Below are 15,992 nucleotides of genomic sequence, written 5' to 3' on the forward strand. Positions count from 1 at the left end.
TCACTCCGCGGGCAGCGGTCCGGGCTTGCCGCCGATCGCCTGGTCCATGGTCCTGACCACGGTGCCGCGGATCCTGCGCTTCTCCAGCCAGCCGAGGAACTCCTCCAGCCGTTCCGGGCTGGTCGAGTACGTGCCGCAGTCGTCGCAGACCATGTGGAAGATGAGAGGGACCAGGCCGCCGCCGGCCTTCTCCGCGTCGACGACCTGCTGCCGCATGTGCCGTACCAGCGTGTCGTCGCGGACCGAACTCGGCGCGCGGACCGCCCAGCGGTCCGCCGGGGGCAGGCTCTCCGCGCCGGGGCAGGCGGAGCAGTTCCAGTGCTTGAGGCCGGTGACCCCCCGGGCCGCGTTGTAGCCGCAGAACTCGGCCGTCTTCTTGGCGTCGGCGTTCAGCGCGCCGAAGGGGTAGGCGAGGGTGGTGACCCGGTGGCCCATCTTCATCAGGGCGCGGCGGTCGTCGCAGATCTGCGCGCGCTGCTCGGCGGGCAGGAGCTCGTTGAGCCGGACGTGGCTCAGCGTGTGACCGCCGATCTCGTGGCCCGCCCGGGCGATGGCGGCCAGCCGGCGCTCGGTCAGCTTGCCGTCGAAGCCGATGGTCCCGCTGTTGACGTAGAACGTCCCCCGCATGCCGTGCTTCTCGAGCATGCGCGCGGCCGCCGCGTGGGTGGCGTCCCCGTCGTCGAAGGTGAGGGCGACGATCGTCCTCGGCTTCTCGGGTTTCTTCGGGGCGGCGGCCGCCTGGGCCGGCATGCCGGGAGAGACGAGCAGGGCCAGCGCGGTCAGGGCCCCTGCGAGGCGGCCGGGGATCTTCACGATGCGACGTTCCTTCGGGGGAGGCTCGCGCAGGCGGCCGGCCCCGGGAAGGCCGGACCGTCCTGGCGGGAAACGGACCGGAGATACAGAAAAGCACCTTACCGACACATGGCGCCTATTTGGCCGTTTCCATACTCGACACGCATACGACGCCCGGATGACCGCCTGTCCGCGCAAGCCCTCCGGTGGGCGCGCGGCACGGGAGCGGCGCCCGCCGGAGGACTTCCGGGTGGACGGTCAGGAGGCGTCCTCGCCCTCGACCCGCATGACGCTCACCACGTCGCGGACGATGTCCAGCTCCCGCAGGCCCTCGATCGTCGCCGACAGGGCGGCGTCGCTGGCCCGGTGCGTGACCAGGACGAGCTGGGCGTCGGCGCCGAGCCCTTCCTGCCGGACGGTCTGGATGGAGACGTCCTGTTTGGCGAACATGTCGGCGACCCGGGCGAGCACGCCCGGCTTGTCGGCGACGTCCAGGGAGACGTGGTAGCGCGTGACGGTCTCGCCCATCGGGTGGACCGCCAGGTCGGCGTAGGTCGACTCCTCCGGGCCGCGCGTGCCGGCCAGCAGGTTGCGGCCCACCGCCACGATGTCGCCGAGCACCGCGCTGGCCGTCGGCGCGCCGCCGGCGCCCGCGCCGTAGAACATCAGCTGCCCGGCGGACTCCGCCTCGACGAAGACCGCGTTGTAGGCCTCGCGGACCCCGGCCAGCGGGTGGGTCCGGGGGATCATCGCCGGGTGCACCCGGACACCGAAGGAGCGGCCGTCCTCCGAGCGGGCGCAGATCGCCAGCAGCTTGATGACGTAGCCCATCTCCCTGGCGCTGGCCACGTCCGCCGCGCTGATCTCGGTGATGCCCTCGCGGTGCACGTCGGCGGCGGTGACCCGGCTGTGGAACGCGATCCCGGCCAGGATCGCGGCCTTGGCCGCGGCGTCGAAGCCCTCGACGTCGGCGGTGGGGTCGGCCTCGGCGTAGCCCAGGGCCTGGGCCTCCTCCAGCGCGTCGGAGAACGAGGCGCCCGAGGAGTCCATCTTGTCGAGGATGTAGTTCGTGGTGCCGTTGACGATGCCGAGCACCCGGTGCACGTGGTCGCCGGCCAGGGACTCGCGCAGCGGCCGGATCAGCGGGATCGCGCCCGCGACGGCCGCCTCGAAGTACAGGTCGGCGCCGCCGGCCCGGGCCGCGGCGTGGACCGTCGCGCCGTCCTCGGCGAGCAGCGCCTTGTTCGCGGTGACGACCGACTTGCCGGCCCCCATCGCGGCGAGGATGAGCGAGCGCGCCGGCTCGATGCCGCCGATCACCTCCACCACGATGTCCACGTCGTCGCGCGTCACCAGGGCCTCGGCGTCGGTGGTGATCAGCGCGGGGTCCACGTCGACGTCCCGCGCCCGGCCCGGCCTGCGCACGGCCACGCCCGCGAGCTCCAGCGGCGCGCCGATCCGGGCGGCGAGGTCGTCGGCCTGCTCCCGCATCAGCCGGATCACCTGGGAGCCGACGACGCCGCAGCCGAGCAGCGCGACCTTCAGTTTCTTCCCGGGAACCTGGTTCACAGCTGTCCTCTCAGCAAGTCGTCCTCGGTCTCCCGCTGGACGATCACACGGGACGCCCCGCCCGCGACCGCGACCACGGCCGGCTTGGGGAGGTAGTTGTAGTTGCTGGCCAGCGAGCGGCAGTAGGCGCCGGTGCCGGCCACGGCGATCAGGTCGCCGGGGGCGAGGTCCTGCGGCAACCACAGGTCGCGGACCACCATGTCGCCGCTCTCGCAGTGCTTGCCGACCAGGCGCGAGAGCATCGGCGCCGCGTCGCTCGCCCGGGAGGCCAGGCGGGCGGTGTAGTCGGCGCCGTAGAGGGCGGTGCGCACGTTGTCGCTCATGCCGCCGTCGACGCTGACGTAGGTGCGCAGACCCTCGACGTCCTTGATCGTGCCGACCTCGTAGAGGGTCACGCCCGCGATCGCCGCGATGGACCGGCCCGGCTCGACCGTGAGCCGGGGGACCGGCAGGTGCGCGGCCTGCGCCACCCTGGTGACGATCTCGCGCAGGCTGTCGGCGATCTCCTTGACGTCGAGCGTCTCGTCGCCCTCGACGTAGGCGACGCCGTACCCGCCGCCGAGGTCGAGCTCGGGCAGGACGACGCCGTGCTCCTGCTGGATCTGCACCATGAGCTTGGCCAGGCGGGTCGCGGCCACCTCGAACCCGGCGGTGTCGGTGATCTGCGACCCGATGTGGGAGTGCAGGCCCACCAGCTCCAGCTGGGGCAGGGCGAGGATGCGGCGGGCGGCCTCGGCGGCGGCGCCGCTGCTCAGCGAGAGGCCGAACTTCTGGTCGTCGTGGGCGGTGGCGATGAACTCGTGGGTGTGCGCCTCCACGCCCACGGTGACCCGGATCAGGACCTTGGGCCGCACGCCGTGCCGCTCGGCGAGGAAGCCCAGCCGGGCGATCTCCTCGAAGGAGTCGACCACGACGTGCCCGACGCCGGCCTGGACGGCCCGCTCCAGCTCGGCGGGCGACTTGTTGTTGCCGTGCATCGTGATCCGCTCGGGCGGGAAGCCGACGCTCAGCGCGACGGCGAGCTCGCCCGCGCTGCACACGTCGAGGCCCAGGCCCTCCTGCATGACCCAGCGGGCGGCCTCGCGGCACAGGAACGCCTTGCCCGCGTAGTGGACCTCGCCGCCCTCGAACGCGGACCGGTATTCGCGGCAGCGGGAGCGGAAGTCCTCCTCGTCCACCACGTAGAGCGGCGTGCCGTACTGCTCGGCCAGGTCCCTGACGTCCACGCCGCCGATCGTGATCGAGCCGTCGGCGCGGCTGGACGTTCGCGGCCAGATCGTCGGGTCGAGCGTGTTGAGGTCGGCGGGCGCCTGCGGCGGGCGGTCCTCGGGAAGGATCTCGGCGTGCCGGTCACCGGCGGGGTGGACGAATCGACTCACCCAAAAGAGGCTATCGGACCCGCTGATCCGGATGAGACGCCTGCTCACCTGTCGAGACGGAATCGCCCGCGGAAACGCGAACTTTTCAGGCGTTCATCCGTTCTCGCCGCAGATTTTGGCGCCTCGGACGGATCCGAGTCCTCAGGAGACCTCTTCGGCCGGGGCCTTCCAGGTGTTGCACCCGGCGATCGTGCCCTGCTGCTGCCCGCGGAGCATCCAGCGGGCGCCGCTGGCGCCGGACCCGTGCGACTGGCGGGCCGCGTCCGCGCCGGCGTCCGCCTCGTCAGGCTCCGCGGCCGCACCGCGGCGCAGGTCGTTCAGCAGGTACGGGTGGACGTTGCGCAGCGCCGCCGCGGCCAGGCAGTCGGCCTGCAGCTCCAGGCGCCGGGACCACGCCTCGTCGAAGACCTCCGAGCCGTTCTGGTCGGCGATCCCGGTGATCTGCTGGACGTGGTGGGCGTACTCGTGGGCGAGGGTGAACATCATCGGGAAGGCGTCGCGCTCCTCGCCGTCGTCCTCCACCAGGACGTTGACGATGCGGTCCCGCGAGCAGTAGATGCCGGCCCAGTCGAAGTCGTCGATCCCGCAGGCCGCCTCCTCAGGAGTGGCGACCAGCCGCGTCTCCGCGGGCGGCTCGTAGTCGAAGCCGGCCGACTCCAGGGTGGCGCTCCACATGCGGTCCAGGCAGCCCGCCATCGTGTTCAGCGTCGCCTCCGGGTCGGCGTCGAGGTCCTTCGGCAGGCCGGGGCAGCGGCCGCCGACCGGGCCGGTCTTCTCGTAGAGCAGGTGGGTGGCCACGGCCGAGCGGGCCGAGCCGGGCGCGGTCCCGATCAGCTCCCGCAGGTCGTCGCGCAGGTAGAACAGCGCGCCGAGCAGGAGGGCGAAGACGAGGAGGACGGGCAGCGTCCGCCGGAGCACGCCGGGCCGCGACGCGCCGTGAGGGGACCAGTCGCGCGGACCGCTCACCACTTCTCCTCGATACGTTTTCGGATGATTCATCACAATCTATCTGGTGGAGCCACTCCGACCGCCGCCATCGCCTCCGCCAGCACCTCCCGCACGGCCCCCGCCAGCCGCACCCGCGCCACGTGCAGCGCCGACGCCTCCCCGTCCCCCCGCGGCAGCGCCGGAGCCCGCTCGAACGCGTCGTGGTAGGCCAGCGCCAGCCGCTCCGCGTAGGCCGCCCACCCGGGATCCCGGCTCACCCGCCTGCCCGGCGCCTCGGCCAGCGCCCTGAGCACCGCCCGGTCCCACCGGCCCGCCAGGAGCTCCGGCCGGAACTCCCCCGCCACGCCCAGCTCCGCCGCCCAGCGCCGTACGGCGACCGCCCGCGCGTGCGCGTAGCCGACGACGAACCCGGGGTTGTCCCAGGTGCCCGGCGACCACGGCGCCCCCGGGGGCGACGGCTCCCGGGGTTCCGGGGGGCCCGGGGCTCCCCGGAACCCCGCCACGTCCCCGGACCGGCCCGCACCGGACCGCACCGGATCGGGAGGGACCACACCGGACCGCACCGGATCGGGCGGCACCGCACCGGGCGGCACCGGATCGGGAAGGACCGCGCCGGCCTCCCCGACCAGCTCGCCGGGGACCGCCACGACGATCTCCAGGAACCCGCCGGGCCGTACCCGGACCGCCTCGACCCCCGGCAGCGCGCGCAGCCGCAGGGCCAGCTCCCCGGCCACCTCGTCGGCCCGCTCCCCGTGGCGCAGCGCGGCCGTCGAGACGTACAGCGCCTCCCGCTCCCACGTCCCCCGCGGGACCGGCGGCGCCCCGAGCACCTCGGCGAGCCGGCCGGGCGTCACGGTCAGACCAGCGCGTGCGGCTCGGCGGGGCCGTACTCGACCAGCCGGGCCGAGCCGAGCAGGTCGGCGTCGTGGTCGCGCAGGCAGACGTACCCGTAGCGGTCGGCGGAGAAGACCTTGACCCCGTCGGTGCGGCACTGCCGCATCAGGACCTCGTCCCAGCCCTCGGACAGGTCGGCGAAGCCGAGGGAGCGCAGCACGTTCCTGCGGCCCAGCAGGGTGGCCCCGGTCACCTCGGGCAGGTAGGAGTACTCGGCGTCGGGACGGCGCAGCACGGTCGCGCCGACGTCGCGCAGATGGGCGTGGTAGGCCGCCTTGCCGGCGATGTCGGCGGTGGTGAACGTGAAGACCCGGGCGAGGTCGGCCAGGTAGTGCTCGCCGTAGGAGTCCCGGGCGTCCATGACGGCCACCAGGTCGCCCTCGCACAGGTCCAGGGCCCGGTCGAGCAGGGCGCCGGTGGTGAGCTCCGGGTCGGCGCGGCGGACCACCACGCCCACGTGCCCGCCCAGCACCGCGCGGGCGCGCCGCTCCGCCTCCTCGGCCGCCCCCTCGTCCTCGGACTGCGAGAGCAGCACCAGCTGGACGACGCCCTGCTGCGGCGCGAGGAGGGCCAGCGCGCGCTCGGGGTCGCCCCGGTCGAGCATGATCACCGAGATGCCCAGGGTCGGCCGGGCGCTCGGCAGGCCGACCGCGTCGAGCAGGTCGTCGACCTTGTCGGTCATCGTGCCGGAGGCGTAGGCCTGCCGGAGCGCGGCGTGCGTCCTGCGCCCGTCGGGCTCACCGCCCTCGGGCGCGCCGATCGGCGTGCCGCAGGCGGCCAGCTCGGCCAGCCGCCACGTCTCGGTGCCGGGCGGGCAGTCCACGGCCTTCGGCCAGCGGTAGGAGGTGAGCACGTCCGGGTAGGACAGGTGGCCGGGGAGCAGCTCGTCCAGGGAGAGCACCCGGTCGAACCGGCCGGAGGCCAGCGGCAGGGGGTTGTGCACCCGGGGCTGGACCGCGAACGGCAGCAGGCCCAGGGAGGGCGCCCGGCGGCCGGGCTCCGGCTCCGCCGAGGCCAGCACGGCGCCCCACGCCTGGACCGACGCCGTCCGCGCGGTGACGATGTGCTCGAACAGTCCGGCCGCGGCGGCCAGGTCGGCGACCTCTCCCCCGGTGTGCCAGAAGACCGTGCGGATGCCCCGCTCGGCGCACCAGGCCAGCAGCGCGCGCAGCCCCTCACCGGGCTCGCGCAGCTCCTCGGCCCACGGCCCCTGCGTGACCGACTCCACCAGCAGCAGGTGCGGCACCTCGGCGGCCAGCACGCGGGCGAAGTCCCGGGGGGTGAACCCGGTGCTCTGCCGCCACTCGTAGCGCAGCAGCGCCTCGGCGTGCGGGTCGGCGACGACGGCGGCGGTCAGGTGCGGGCGGGTGTTCGGGCCGGTGGGGACGCGGAAGGGCTTGAGCCGGAACGACGCGCCGTCCAGCGTCCTGGTGGACGTGGTGGCCTGGAAGGCCGCGCCGGGCGGCGCCGGCCTGGAGTGGTCGCGGGGCTCGGGGACCGGCTGCCGCTTGGGGGCCGCCGGACGCTGGGCGGGCCTGGCGGCGCCGCGCAGGCCGCGGGCCAGCCGCACCGGGTTGCTCTTGCCGGTCTTGATCGCGTCACCGATCCGGGACCAGCGCGCCACCTGCACCGACGAGAGCTTCCACCGGGCCACCTCGGTCTGGTAGCGCTGCTCGGCCAGCTCCCTGCGCAGCGCCGCCTCCGCGGCCCCGGCCTCGGCCAGCCGCTCCTCCGCCTCGGTCAGCCGCTCCCGGACGTCGCGCAGCTCCCCGACCGCGCGCTCGGCGTCGGCGATCCTCGCCTGGGCCGCGTCGAGCAGGCGGGCCAGCTCCGCGGCCCGTTCCGCCTGGGCCATGGCCTCCCGCAACGCCTGCCGCGTGCTCTCGAGTCGCTCGCTCGCCACGTCGTCCTCCGATTCCTGAGCCGGGCGAAAGGATACCCTTTGGTCAATCCCGACACAGAGGAGTCAGCACGGTGCAGTGGCCGACGTTCAATGTGAGGCCGTACGTCTGCGGCGGCGTCGGCCGGCTCGACGAGGCCGTCCTGGCCGCCCTGCGCGAGGCCGGGCCGCGGGTACGGCCGGCGCTGCGGACCGCCGAGGCGGCGCTGTTCAGCTCCTCGCCGCTGCCGCCCTACCACCGGGGCCCCGAGCCCGGGCGCGAGAGCGCCGGGCAGGGGGGCACCGGGCGGGAGACCGCCGGAGGCGGGGACCCGGCGCGCGCGGACGCCGCACGCGAGGACTCGGCGCGGGCGGACTCGGGCACCTGGGCGTTCGCCTGGGGGGAGCGCCGGCCGTCCGGACCCGCGCCGTGGATCACCGTGGCCGAGACCTACGAGACGCCCGGCCTGATCGACGACGGCGACCGGGTCACGCTGCACGCCGGCGGCCTGGGGCTGGTGGACGTCTACTACGTCTCCGTCGGCGGGGCCGTCTACTTCTCCTCGCTGCTGGAGCCGCTGCTGGCGCTGGCGCGCACGCCGTACGAGGTCGACTGGGACGCCTGGGCGGCGATCGTCCAGCTCACCTTCCCGCTCCGCGACGACACCCCGTACGCGCAGGTCAAGCGGCTGGCCGGGAGCAGCGCGCTGGTCTTCGGCAAGGGGTCGGGGCGGATCGCGGTCGAGCGGCGGCTGCCCCGCTGGCTGCGCGAGGAGCCGTTCGAGGCGGGCCGCAGCGCCGGGGAGATCCTGGAGATCCTGCACGAGGTCTACAAGGAGTTCGACTCCCGGCCGCTGCTGGTTCCGGTCAGCGGCGGCTACGACTCGCGGCTGCTCTGCTCGGTGGCGGTGGCCCGGGGCGCGGACGTGGAGTCGTGGACGACCAGCCCGGACGACGGCACCGACACCGACATCGCCTTCGCCCGCGCGATCACCCGCGAGCTCGGCGTGCGGCACCGGGTGATCCCCCAGGACCCCGCCGCCTACCCCGCCGACGCGCTGGCCGTCGCCCGCAGGCTGGAGTTCCTCACCCCGCACCACGCCTGGTACGCCCCCTTCGCCCGTGAGGTGCACCGCGCCGGGCGGACCCTGGTGGACGGCCTGGCCGGCGGGCCGCTGCTGAAGAACTTCATGGTCAGCGGGGCCGCGCTGGAGGCCTCCGGCCAGGCCGAGCGCAAGGCCGCGCTGCTCGGCTCGCTCGCGCTGGGCGCGCCCTCGGTGCCGTTCCTGTCGGAGCGGGCGGCGGAGTGGATCTCCGACTCGGTCCGCACGGCGTTCGCCCAGTCGACCTCCATGCTCAACGGCCACCGGGCCGAACTGCCGCTGTCGGTCCTGCACACCCGCACCGCCCGGGGCATCGCCCGCTCCCCCGTCAACCTGGTCGGCCCCGAGGTCTCGTTCGCGGCGCCGTTCATGCATCCGGACTTCTTCGACGCCGCGCTCTCGGTGGGCGTCGCCCGCAAGGACAAGGGCCGGTTCTATCGGGAGGTCCTGCACGCCGCCAACCCGCGCGTGGCCGCGCTGCCCTCGACCAACGTGGTCAAGCAGCCGCTCCAGCGGATCCCGCTCCGGTCGGCCGCCGCGCCGGCCCGCGCCTACGGCCACACGATGCTGACCCGGGTCGCGCGGGCCGTGCCGTCGCTGCTCTCCGAGCACCTGCACTCCGTGGTCGCCGAGGGCCCGGACGCGCTGGCCCGCTTCAACGGCTGGAACGACCGGTTCTGGGTGCGGAGCCTGGTCCTGTTCGGCGCCTGGCTCGACGACCGCGCCGACCGCCTCGGCGGTCTCACCCCGCCGTGGGAGGGCTGATCTTCCCGGAGAAGACGACGGGATCCGGGCCGGGTTCAGTCCCGGAGCGGGTTGCGGACCGTCAGTTCCGGAAAGCGGCTGAAGTCCCGGTCCATGCTCCACAGCTCACGGACCCCGTGCGCCGCGCAGAGTGCGGCGATCCGCGCGTCGTGGACCAGCGGGCCGGTCACCTTGCCCGTCTCGAGCGACGTGCGGAGCACCTGCCAGTGGTTCTCCGCCTCGCCGAGGAGCACGAGGGACGGCGATCCCAGCCAGGCGTCGATCTGGGCGATCGCGTCCGCCGTGCTGCTGGGCGGGGCGTACACCCGCGGATGGGTCACGATCGAGAAGAACTCGTGAACACACGGCCAGGGGATCGCCCACGCCGCCCGGCCCTCGGCCAGCGCCTTCACCTTCGGCGCGGCGCGAGCATGGAACTCGCTGTCCCTGCGGTGGGCGTGGACCAGGATGTTCGTGTCGACCGCGATCACAGACGGTCACCGTAGGCGAGTGCCCGCACGTCCTCCCAGGAGGCGTCGCGGAGCTGCGGCTGCAGGCCCCGCCCGCCCACGGAGGCGTCGGGCAGCGTGTACCCCTCCTTCTCCGCGCGACGGGCGAGGACGGAGCGCAATCCCTCCTCGACCAGAGCCCGCAGCGTGGTCCCCTCGCTCCGGGCGAGCCGCCGGGCTTCGTGGAGCAGTCCGTCGGAGATATCGACAGTCGTCTTCATATGGCCGGCCATACCCATGAAGCAATACTCCCATACTTCTTTACCCTATGAAGATGTAAGGACACGGAGAGCGATTAACGTCTCCGGTATCAGGGGCGCCGGGCCGTACCGGCGGGACGGGCTCCCGGCATCCGGCGGCCGGGGGTGGGCCGGCCGGGGACCGTTCCACCTGCGGTGTTTCCCCAAGGAAACGCCAGGTGACAGGGCGATTACGTGGCTTCGGCACGGGTTCGGGGCCGGCGGTCCGGACGGAGATTCCGATCGGGCTTCCCACGATCCACTCGGCTGGTAGTGTTCGCCGCAGAAAGCGCTACAACGGCTGGCACCGAACCACGAATTCGGTCCGGCCGGGGGCAGGGAGCTCGTGGGGATGACGGCTCCCGCCGGCGCGGTCACCAAACATCATTCAGCCGGGGCACCCGGTGACTTCGTCCTGCCCTTCCTCATTGTGAGCGAGTACATGATGAACGCATCCCCCTGCCCGGATTCGGTCTCCGAGGACTTCGTCTCCGCCGATCCGCAGTGGTACAAGCGAGCCGTCTTCTACGAGGTGCTGGTCCGGGGGTTCAAGGACTCCAACGGAGACGGCACCGGAGACATCCGCGGCCTGATCGAGAAGCTGGACTACCTGCAGTGGCTCGGCGTGGACTGCCTGTGGCTGCTCCCGCTGTACGAGTCGCCGCTCCGCGACGGCGGCTACGACATCTCCGACTACATGAAGATCCTTCCCGACTTCGGCGATCTGGCCGACTTCGTGGAGCTGGTGGAGGAGGCCCACAAGCGGGGCCTGCGGGTCATCACCGACCTGGTGATGAACCACACCAGCGACCGGCACCCGTGGTTCCAGGCCTCCCGGCACGACCCCGAGGGCCCCTACGGGGACTTCTACGTCTGGTCCGACGACCCGACCGGCTACCCCGACGCGCCGATCATCTTCGTCGGCGCCGAGGAGTCCAACTGGACCTACGACCCGGTCCGCAGGCAGTACTACTGGCACCGCTTCTTCCACCACCAGCCGGACCTGAACTACGAGAACCCGGCGGTCCAGGAGGCCATGCTGGAGGTGCTGCGGTTCTGGCTGGACCTGGGCATCGACGGCTTCCGGCTGGACGCGGTGCCGTACCTGTTCGAGCGCGAGGGCACCGCCTGCTCCGGCCTGCCGGAGACCCACGCCTACCTGAGGAAGGTCCGCGCCGAGGTGGACCGCCTCTACCCGGACCGGGTGCTGCTGGCCGAGGCCAACGGCTGGCCCGAGGACGTGGTCGAGTACTTCGGCGACCCGGCCGTCGGCGGCGACGAGTGCCACATGGCCTTCCACTTCCCGCTGATGCCGCGCATCTTCATGGCGGTGCGGCGGGGCAGCCGCGAGCCGATCTCCGAGATCATGTCGCGGACGCCGAAGCTCCCGGACAGCGGCCAGTGGGGCATCTTCCTGCGCAACCACGACGAGCTGACCCTGGAGACGGTCACCGAGGAAGAGCGCGACTACATGCACGCCGAGTACGCCAAGGACCCGCGCATGCGGGCCTACCTCGGCATCCGGCGCCGCCTGGCCCCGCTGCTGGAGAACGAGCGCGACCAGATCGAGCTGTTCACCGCGCTGCTGCTCTCCCTGCCGGGCTCGCCGGTCATGTACTACGGCGACGAGATCGGCATGGGCGACAACATCTGGCTGGAGGACCGCGACGCGGTCCGCACCCCGATGCAGTGGAGCCCGGACCGCAACGCGGGCTTCTCCACCGCCGACCCGGGCCGGCTCTACCTCCCGGCCGTCATGGACCCGATCTACGGCTACCAGGCGGTCAACGTGGAGGCGCAGCAGAAGAGCGGCTCGTCGCTGCTGCACTTCACCCGGAACATGCTGCGGATCCGCAAGCACCACCCGGTCTTCGGCACCGGCGAGTACATCGAGCTGTGGTCGGACAACCCCGCGGTGCTGACCTTCCTGCGCGAGGACGCCGACGACGTCATGCTCTGCGTCAACAACCTGTCGAAGTACCCGCAGCCGGTCCAGCTGGACCTGCGGCGCTTCGAGGGCATGACCCCGGTCGAGGCCCGCGGCGGGGTGCCCTTCCCCGTCATCGGCGAACTGCCGTACCTGCTCACCCTGCCGGGCCACGGCTTCTACTGGTTCTCCATCGGCCGGCGCTGAGCAGGCACTCAGCAGGCACTCAGCAGGCACGGTCCCGGGCGGCTCCCACGAGGCGCCCCCGGGACCCGCATCCCTTTCACCGGGCGGCTCCCACACGGGGCCGCCCGGTGCCGTCTCCGCGCCTGGCGGCGCCCGGTTCATCGGCATGGCGTCGCCCGGTGCGGGCGTCCGCCCGGCGGCCGCCTCCGGCGCCGGCCCGCCTACCGGGCCGTGACCGGGACCTGCGCGCGGGCCGCCCGGCGGGCCGGGATCAGGGTCACCAGCAGGCCCGCGCCGATCGCCGCGAGCGCCGCGACGGCGAGGACCGAGGCGGACGGGGTGCGGCCGATGCCCGCGCCGACGCCGCTGGTGTGGCCCTGCAGGTCGATCAGGCCGCCGACCACCGAGGCCCCGGCGGCCGTGCCCGCCGCCACGCCCAGCACGACCAGCAGCCCGGTCCCGGTGACCAGCGTCGCGGCCACCTGCCGGGGGGTGAGGCCCATGGCCTTGAGCACCGCCAGGTCGGAGGCGTGGTCGCGCAGGCCCAGGGCGCCGGCGGTGAGCAGGTTGGCCAGGCCCAGCAGCGCCAGCACGGCGGTCAGCGCCACGATCACCACCCGGATGACCGCGAGCCGCTCGGCCGGGTTGACCGTCCGCCGCACCTCCAGGGCCTCGCCGGAGGCGGCCAGCAGCCGGGCCCGGACCGCCTCGGCGTCGGCCCCGTCGGCCAGCACCAGCCGGTGGAACTGGGGCGGCAGGGCGTCCTTGGCGGCCAGGGTGTCCAGCCCGGTGGAGAGCACCTCGCCGTCCTGGTCGGGCTCCACCACCCGCCCGACGATGCGCACGATCAGCGGCGTGCCGCCGACGGTCATCCGGACCCGGTCGCCGATCCGCACGCCCAGCAGGTCGAGCAGGCCCTGCCCGGCGACGGCCTCGCCCCGCGCGGCGAACATCCGCCCCTCGGCGACCACCAGGGGGTACGGCGCCGTGGACGTGCCGAGCGCGCGGACCAGCACGCTCCTGGTCTGCCTGGGCTCCAGCGCCGAGACCTCGCTGCCCGGGTGGACGGAGCGCACCTCCGGGTCGGCCCGGGCGATGCGGGCGGCCTCGGTGGCCGTGAGCCGGCCCGGGTGGACGGTGAGGGCGGCGGCCTGGCCGACCCGCTCGGGGCGGCGCAGGAAGTCGTCGAGGGTGGCCCAGCAGCCGAGGCCGATGGTGATCATCATCATCGGCACGGCCAGGCCGACGATGCTCAGGAACGCGGGGGTGCGGCGGGTGAAGGCGTCGCGGGTGCCCAGCACGAGCGCGGGCGGGAGCCGTACCAGCAGGGCGAGCTTGGCCAGCCGCGACAGGCGGCCCCGGGGCGGGGCGGCCGGGGCGGCGGGGATCGGCGGAGTGCGGCCCCCTCGCCAGGCGGGCAGCGCCGCCGCCACCAGGACCACCGCGGCGGTCCCTGCCGCGATGGCGAGCAGCGGCAGCGGCGAGAGCGGCGGGAACGGCAGGCCGTCCAGGGTGAGCGCCGCGGCGAGCTGCCCGCCCGCCACGCCGAGGGCGATGCCGGCCAGCCCGAGTGCCCCGTGCTCGGTCACCAGCAGGGCGACGACCTGGCCCCGGGTGTAGCCGAGGGACTTGAGCGTGGCGATGTCGCGCGTCTGGGCGAGCACCCGGCCGCCCGTCACGTTGGCGACGGCCAGCGCGGCGGCGACCAGCCCGGCCACGCCGAAGAGCCCCAGCAGCAGGCCGAGCAGCCGGTTGTCCAGCTCCATGGAGGCGCGGACCTCGCGCCAGGTGGACATGCGGCGGATCTGCTCGTCGAGCAGCGTGACGGCGCCGTGCACGGCCGGCAGCGTGTCCTCGCCGTCGGCGAGGCGCAGCCCGGTGACCACCTCCCGGCGGCCGGGGGCGGGCTCGATCCGGGTGAGGGTCTCCGGCAGGGTCCAGGCCAGACCGGGCGTCCACTCGGGGTAGAAGCCCTGGTCGGCGGTCTCGGCGAGCCCCACCACGACCAGGGGGTGGGCGGAGCCGCTGAGCGCGGTGACCGGGAAGGGGTCGCCGACCCGCAGGTCCAGCGCCTCGGCGAAGGAGCGCTCGACGACCGCCCCGCCGGCGTCGCCCGCGCGCAGCCACCGCCCCTCGCGGACGAGCGGCGCGGCCGTCTCCGGCGGCACGGTGGTCGCCTCGCGCAGCGCGACCGGCGACTTGCGGCCGCCCAGGGTGAGCGTCACCGGCGCCGTCCGGTACGGCCCCGCCACCCGCACCACGCCGGGCAGGCTCCGCAGGGCCGCCAGGTCCGGGGCCTCGCCGGTGTGGATCCACACGTGCGCGCCCCGCGTCCGCTCGAACAGCCCGCGCCAGGGGTTGGTGCCGTCCTCCAGCAGGGTCGCCGCGGCGACCAGCGCGGCGACGATCCCGGCCACCGACAGGACGGTGAGCAGCGCCTGCCCGCGCCGCGCCCGCAGGTCGGCCCGGAGCCAGCGGGCCGACGCCCGCACGGTGTCCACGGCGGCTAACCCCGCAGCTCCACCACGTCGCCGACGCCGCCCCGGGGGCGGCGCCGGGACACCGGGAGGGCCCCGTCGTCGACGATCTGGCCGTCGAGGAGGGAGACCACCCGGTCGGCGAGGCCCGCCACCCGGGCGTCGTGGGTGACCAGGACGATCGTCTGGCCGTCGCGGTGGACCTGGCCGAGCAGCCTCAGCACGTCGCGGGTGTTGCGGCTGTCCAGGTTGCCGGTGGGCTCGTCGGCCAGCAGCAGCCGGGGGCGGTTGGCCAGCGCGCGGGCCAGCGCCACGCGCTGCTGCTCGCCGCCCGCGAGCTGGGCGGGGGCCGCGCCGGCCCGGTCGGCGAGGCCGAGCGCGCCGAGGAGCTGCTCGCGGCGCTCGCGCGCCTCGCGGGGGGACGCCCCGGCGAGCAGCGCGGGCAGCTCGACGTTGTCGGCCACGGTCATGTTGGCCACCAGGTTGAAGAACTGGAAGACGAAACCGACCTTCCTGCGGCGGAGCAGCGCCCAGGCGCTCTCGCCCAGCGTGTCGGCCCGCTCGCCGTCCAGCCAGATCTCGCCGCTGGTCCGGACGTCCAGGCCGCCGAGCATGTGCACCAGCGTGGACTTGCCGGAGCCCGAGGGGCCCATGATCGCGACGAACTCTCCGGGCTCCACCCGCAGGTCCACGCCCCGCACGGCGGGGACCGGCACGCCTCCGTCCTGGTAGATCTTGACGAGGTTGACGGTGCTGATCACAGGGGGGGTGTCCATCAACCGCTCCGGTTCAACTGAGGTCCTCCTGGCAGCGTTCGAGCCAGTCGAGGTCGGCCTGCAGGTGCAGCATGGCGCCCTCGATCAGCAGGAGCGCGACGTGGTTGTCCGGATCGGTCCGCTCGGCGAGCTCGTTCAGGTCGCGCATGAGCGAAAGGTAGTGGCGGCGCTGCCGGTTGATCAACGCCATCCGGTCGGCGATGCCGGTCATCGGGGCCAGGACGAGCTTCATGAAGAACTCGTCGCGGACCCGCGGCCCCTCGGTGGGCTCGTCCACCCAGTCGTCCAGGGCCTCCCGGCCGGCGGCCGTCAGGTAGTAGACCTTCTTGTTCGGCCGGTTGGACTGCTCGACGTCCACCGCCCTGACCAGCCCGTCCTTCTCCAGGCGGCCGAGCGTGACGTAGATCTGGCCGATGTTCGGCGAAGGATAGGCGCTGCCGAAGGTCTGCTCCAGCGCCTGTTTGAGTTCGTAGCCGTGGGCAGGTTCCTTCGCGAGGAGCGCCAGCAGGAACGGCCGCACGCCCACCTCCTCGTCGTGCCCGCGTTATGCGAGCGTTACGGACTCATCCG

Annotated in this window: 13 protein-coding genes; 2 read left to right on the top strand and 11 right to left on the bottom strand. The window is 73.8% G+C overall.

Annotated features, from left to right (window positions below):
* The 6 genes from IEZ06_RS27810 to IEZ06_RS27835 form a co-directional block, all read right to left on the bottom strand.
* Window positions 1-813 (bottom strand): polysaccharide deacetylase family protein, encoded by an 813-nt coding sequence (locus IEZ06_RS27810; protein ID WP_189239642.1) that lies wholly within the window; start codon window positions 811-813, stop codon window positions 1-3.
* A 237-nt stretch (window positions 814-1,050) separates the two neighbouring features.
* A complete protein-coding gene (locus tag IEZ06_RS27815) occupies window positions 1,051-2,361 on the bottom strand; it encodes a homoserine dehydrogenase (protein WP_189239643.1) in 1,311 nt (436 codons plus the stop codon).
* Window positions 2,358-3,740, bottom strand: a complete 1,383-nt coding sequence (gene lysA / locus IEZ06_RS27820; RefSeq protein ID WP_189239644.1) for a diaminopimelate decarboxylase — start codon at window positions 3,738-3,740, stop codon at window positions 2,358-2,360. The genes IEZ06_RS27815 and lysA overlap by 4 nt, the downstream gene beginning before the upstream one ends.
* 141 nt (window positions 3,741-3,881) lie before the next feature.
* Window positions 3,882-4,706: a neutral zinc metallopeptidase gene (locus IEZ06_RS27825; protein ID WP_189239645.1), complete on the bottom strand. Its 825-nt coding sequence runs from the start codon at window positions 4,704-4,706 to the stop codon at window positions 3,882-3,884.
* Between the two features lie 32 nt (window positions 4,707-4,738).
* Window positions 4,739-5,542 carry a DALR anticodon-binding domain-containing protein gene (locus IEZ06_RS27830; RefSeq protein ID WP_229798779.1) on the bottom strand — a complete coding sequence of 268 codons (804 nt, stop codon included), beginning with the start codon at window positions 5,540-5,542 and terminating at the stop codon, window positions 4,739-4,741.
* A 2-nt stretch (window positions 5,543-5,544) separates the two neighbouring features.
* A complete protein-coding gene (locus IEZ06_RS27835; protein ID WP_229798781.1) occupies window positions 5,545-7,485 on the bottom strand; it encodes a CgeB family protein in 1,941 nt (646 codons plus the stop codon).
* Window positions 7,486-7,556: 71 nt separating this feature from the next.
* Here IEZ06_RS27835 and IEZ06_RS27840 point away from each other — a divergent pair, with 71 nt between their 5' ends.
* Window positions 7,557-9,329 carry an asparagine synthetase B family protein gene (locus IEZ06_RS27840; RefSeq protein ID WP_229798783.1) on the top strand — a complete coding sequence of 591 codons (1,773 nt, stop codon included), beginning with the start codon at window positions 7,557-7,559 and terminating at the stop codon, window positions 9,327-9,329.
* Window positions 9,330-9,364: 35 nt separating this feature from the next.
* On the opposite strand, the gene IEZ06_RS27845 is transcribed toward IEZ06_RS27840, so the two are convergent.
* Together IEZ06_RS27845 and IEZ06_RS27850 are read right to left on the bottom strand one after the other, a co-directional pair.
* On the bottom strand, window positions 9,365-9,799 hold the full coding sequence (locus IEZ06_RS27845; RefSeq protein WP_189239646.1) for a type II toxin-antitoxin system VapC family toxin: 435 nt from the start codon (window positions 9,797-9,799) through the stop codon (window positions 9,365-9,367).
* Window positions 9,796-10,038 (bottom strand): type II toxin-antitoxin system VapB family antitoxin, encoded by a 243-nt coding sequence (locus IEZ06_RS27850; protein WP_203872197.1) that lies wholly within the window; start codon window positions 10,036-10,038, stop codon window positions 9,796-9,798. The genes IEZ06_RS27845 and IEZ06_RS27850 overlap by 4 nt, the downstream gene beginning before the upstream one ends.
* 463 nt (window positions 10,039-10,501) lie before the next feature.
* On the opposite strand from IEZ06_RS27850, the gene treS reads away from it, so the two are divergent.
* On the top strand, window positions 10,502-12,190 hold the full coding sequence (treS, locus tag IEZ06_RS27855; RefSeq protein ID WP_189239673.1) for a maltose alpha-D-glucosyltransferase: 1,689 nt from the start codon (window positions 10,502-10,504) through the stop codon (window positions 12,188-12,190).
* A gap of 200 nt (window positions 12,191-12,390) precedes the next feature.
* Here treS and IEZ06_RS27860 read toward each other — a convergent pair whose 3' ends face one another.
* Genes IEZ06_RS27860 through IEZ06_RS27870 form a run of 3 tightly spaced genes read right to left on the bottom strand, consistent with a single transcriptional unit; the run spans window position 12,391 to window position 15,942 of the window.
* Window positions 12,391-14,670, bottom strand: coding sequence for an FtsX-like permease family protein (locus tag IEZ06_RS27860; RefSeq protein WP_189239648.1), 2,280 nt, complete (start codon window positions 14,668-14,670; stop codon window positions 12,391-12,393).
* A gap of 5 nt (window positions 14,671-14,675) precedes the next feature.
* Window positions 14,676-15,422, bottom strand: coding sequence for an ABC transporter ATP-binding protein (locus IEZ06_RS27865; protein ID WP_189239649.1), 747 nt, complete (start codon window positions 15,420-15,422; stop codon window positions 14,676-14,678).
* Between the two features lie 13 nt (window positions 15,423-15,435).
* Window positions 15,436-15,942: a PadR family transcriptional regulator gene (locus IEZ06_RS27870; protein WP_189239650.1), complete on the bottom strand. Its 507-nt coding sequence runs from the start codon at window positions 15,940-15,942 to the stop codon at window positions 15,436-15,438.
* Window positions 15,943-15,992: the final 50 nt, after the last annotated feature.

This window comes from Planomonospora antibiotica (assembly GCF_014647955.1).
Classification (GTDB): Bacteria; Actinomycetota; Actinomycetes; order Streptosporangiales; family Streptosporangiaceae; genus Planomonospora; species Planomonospora parontospora.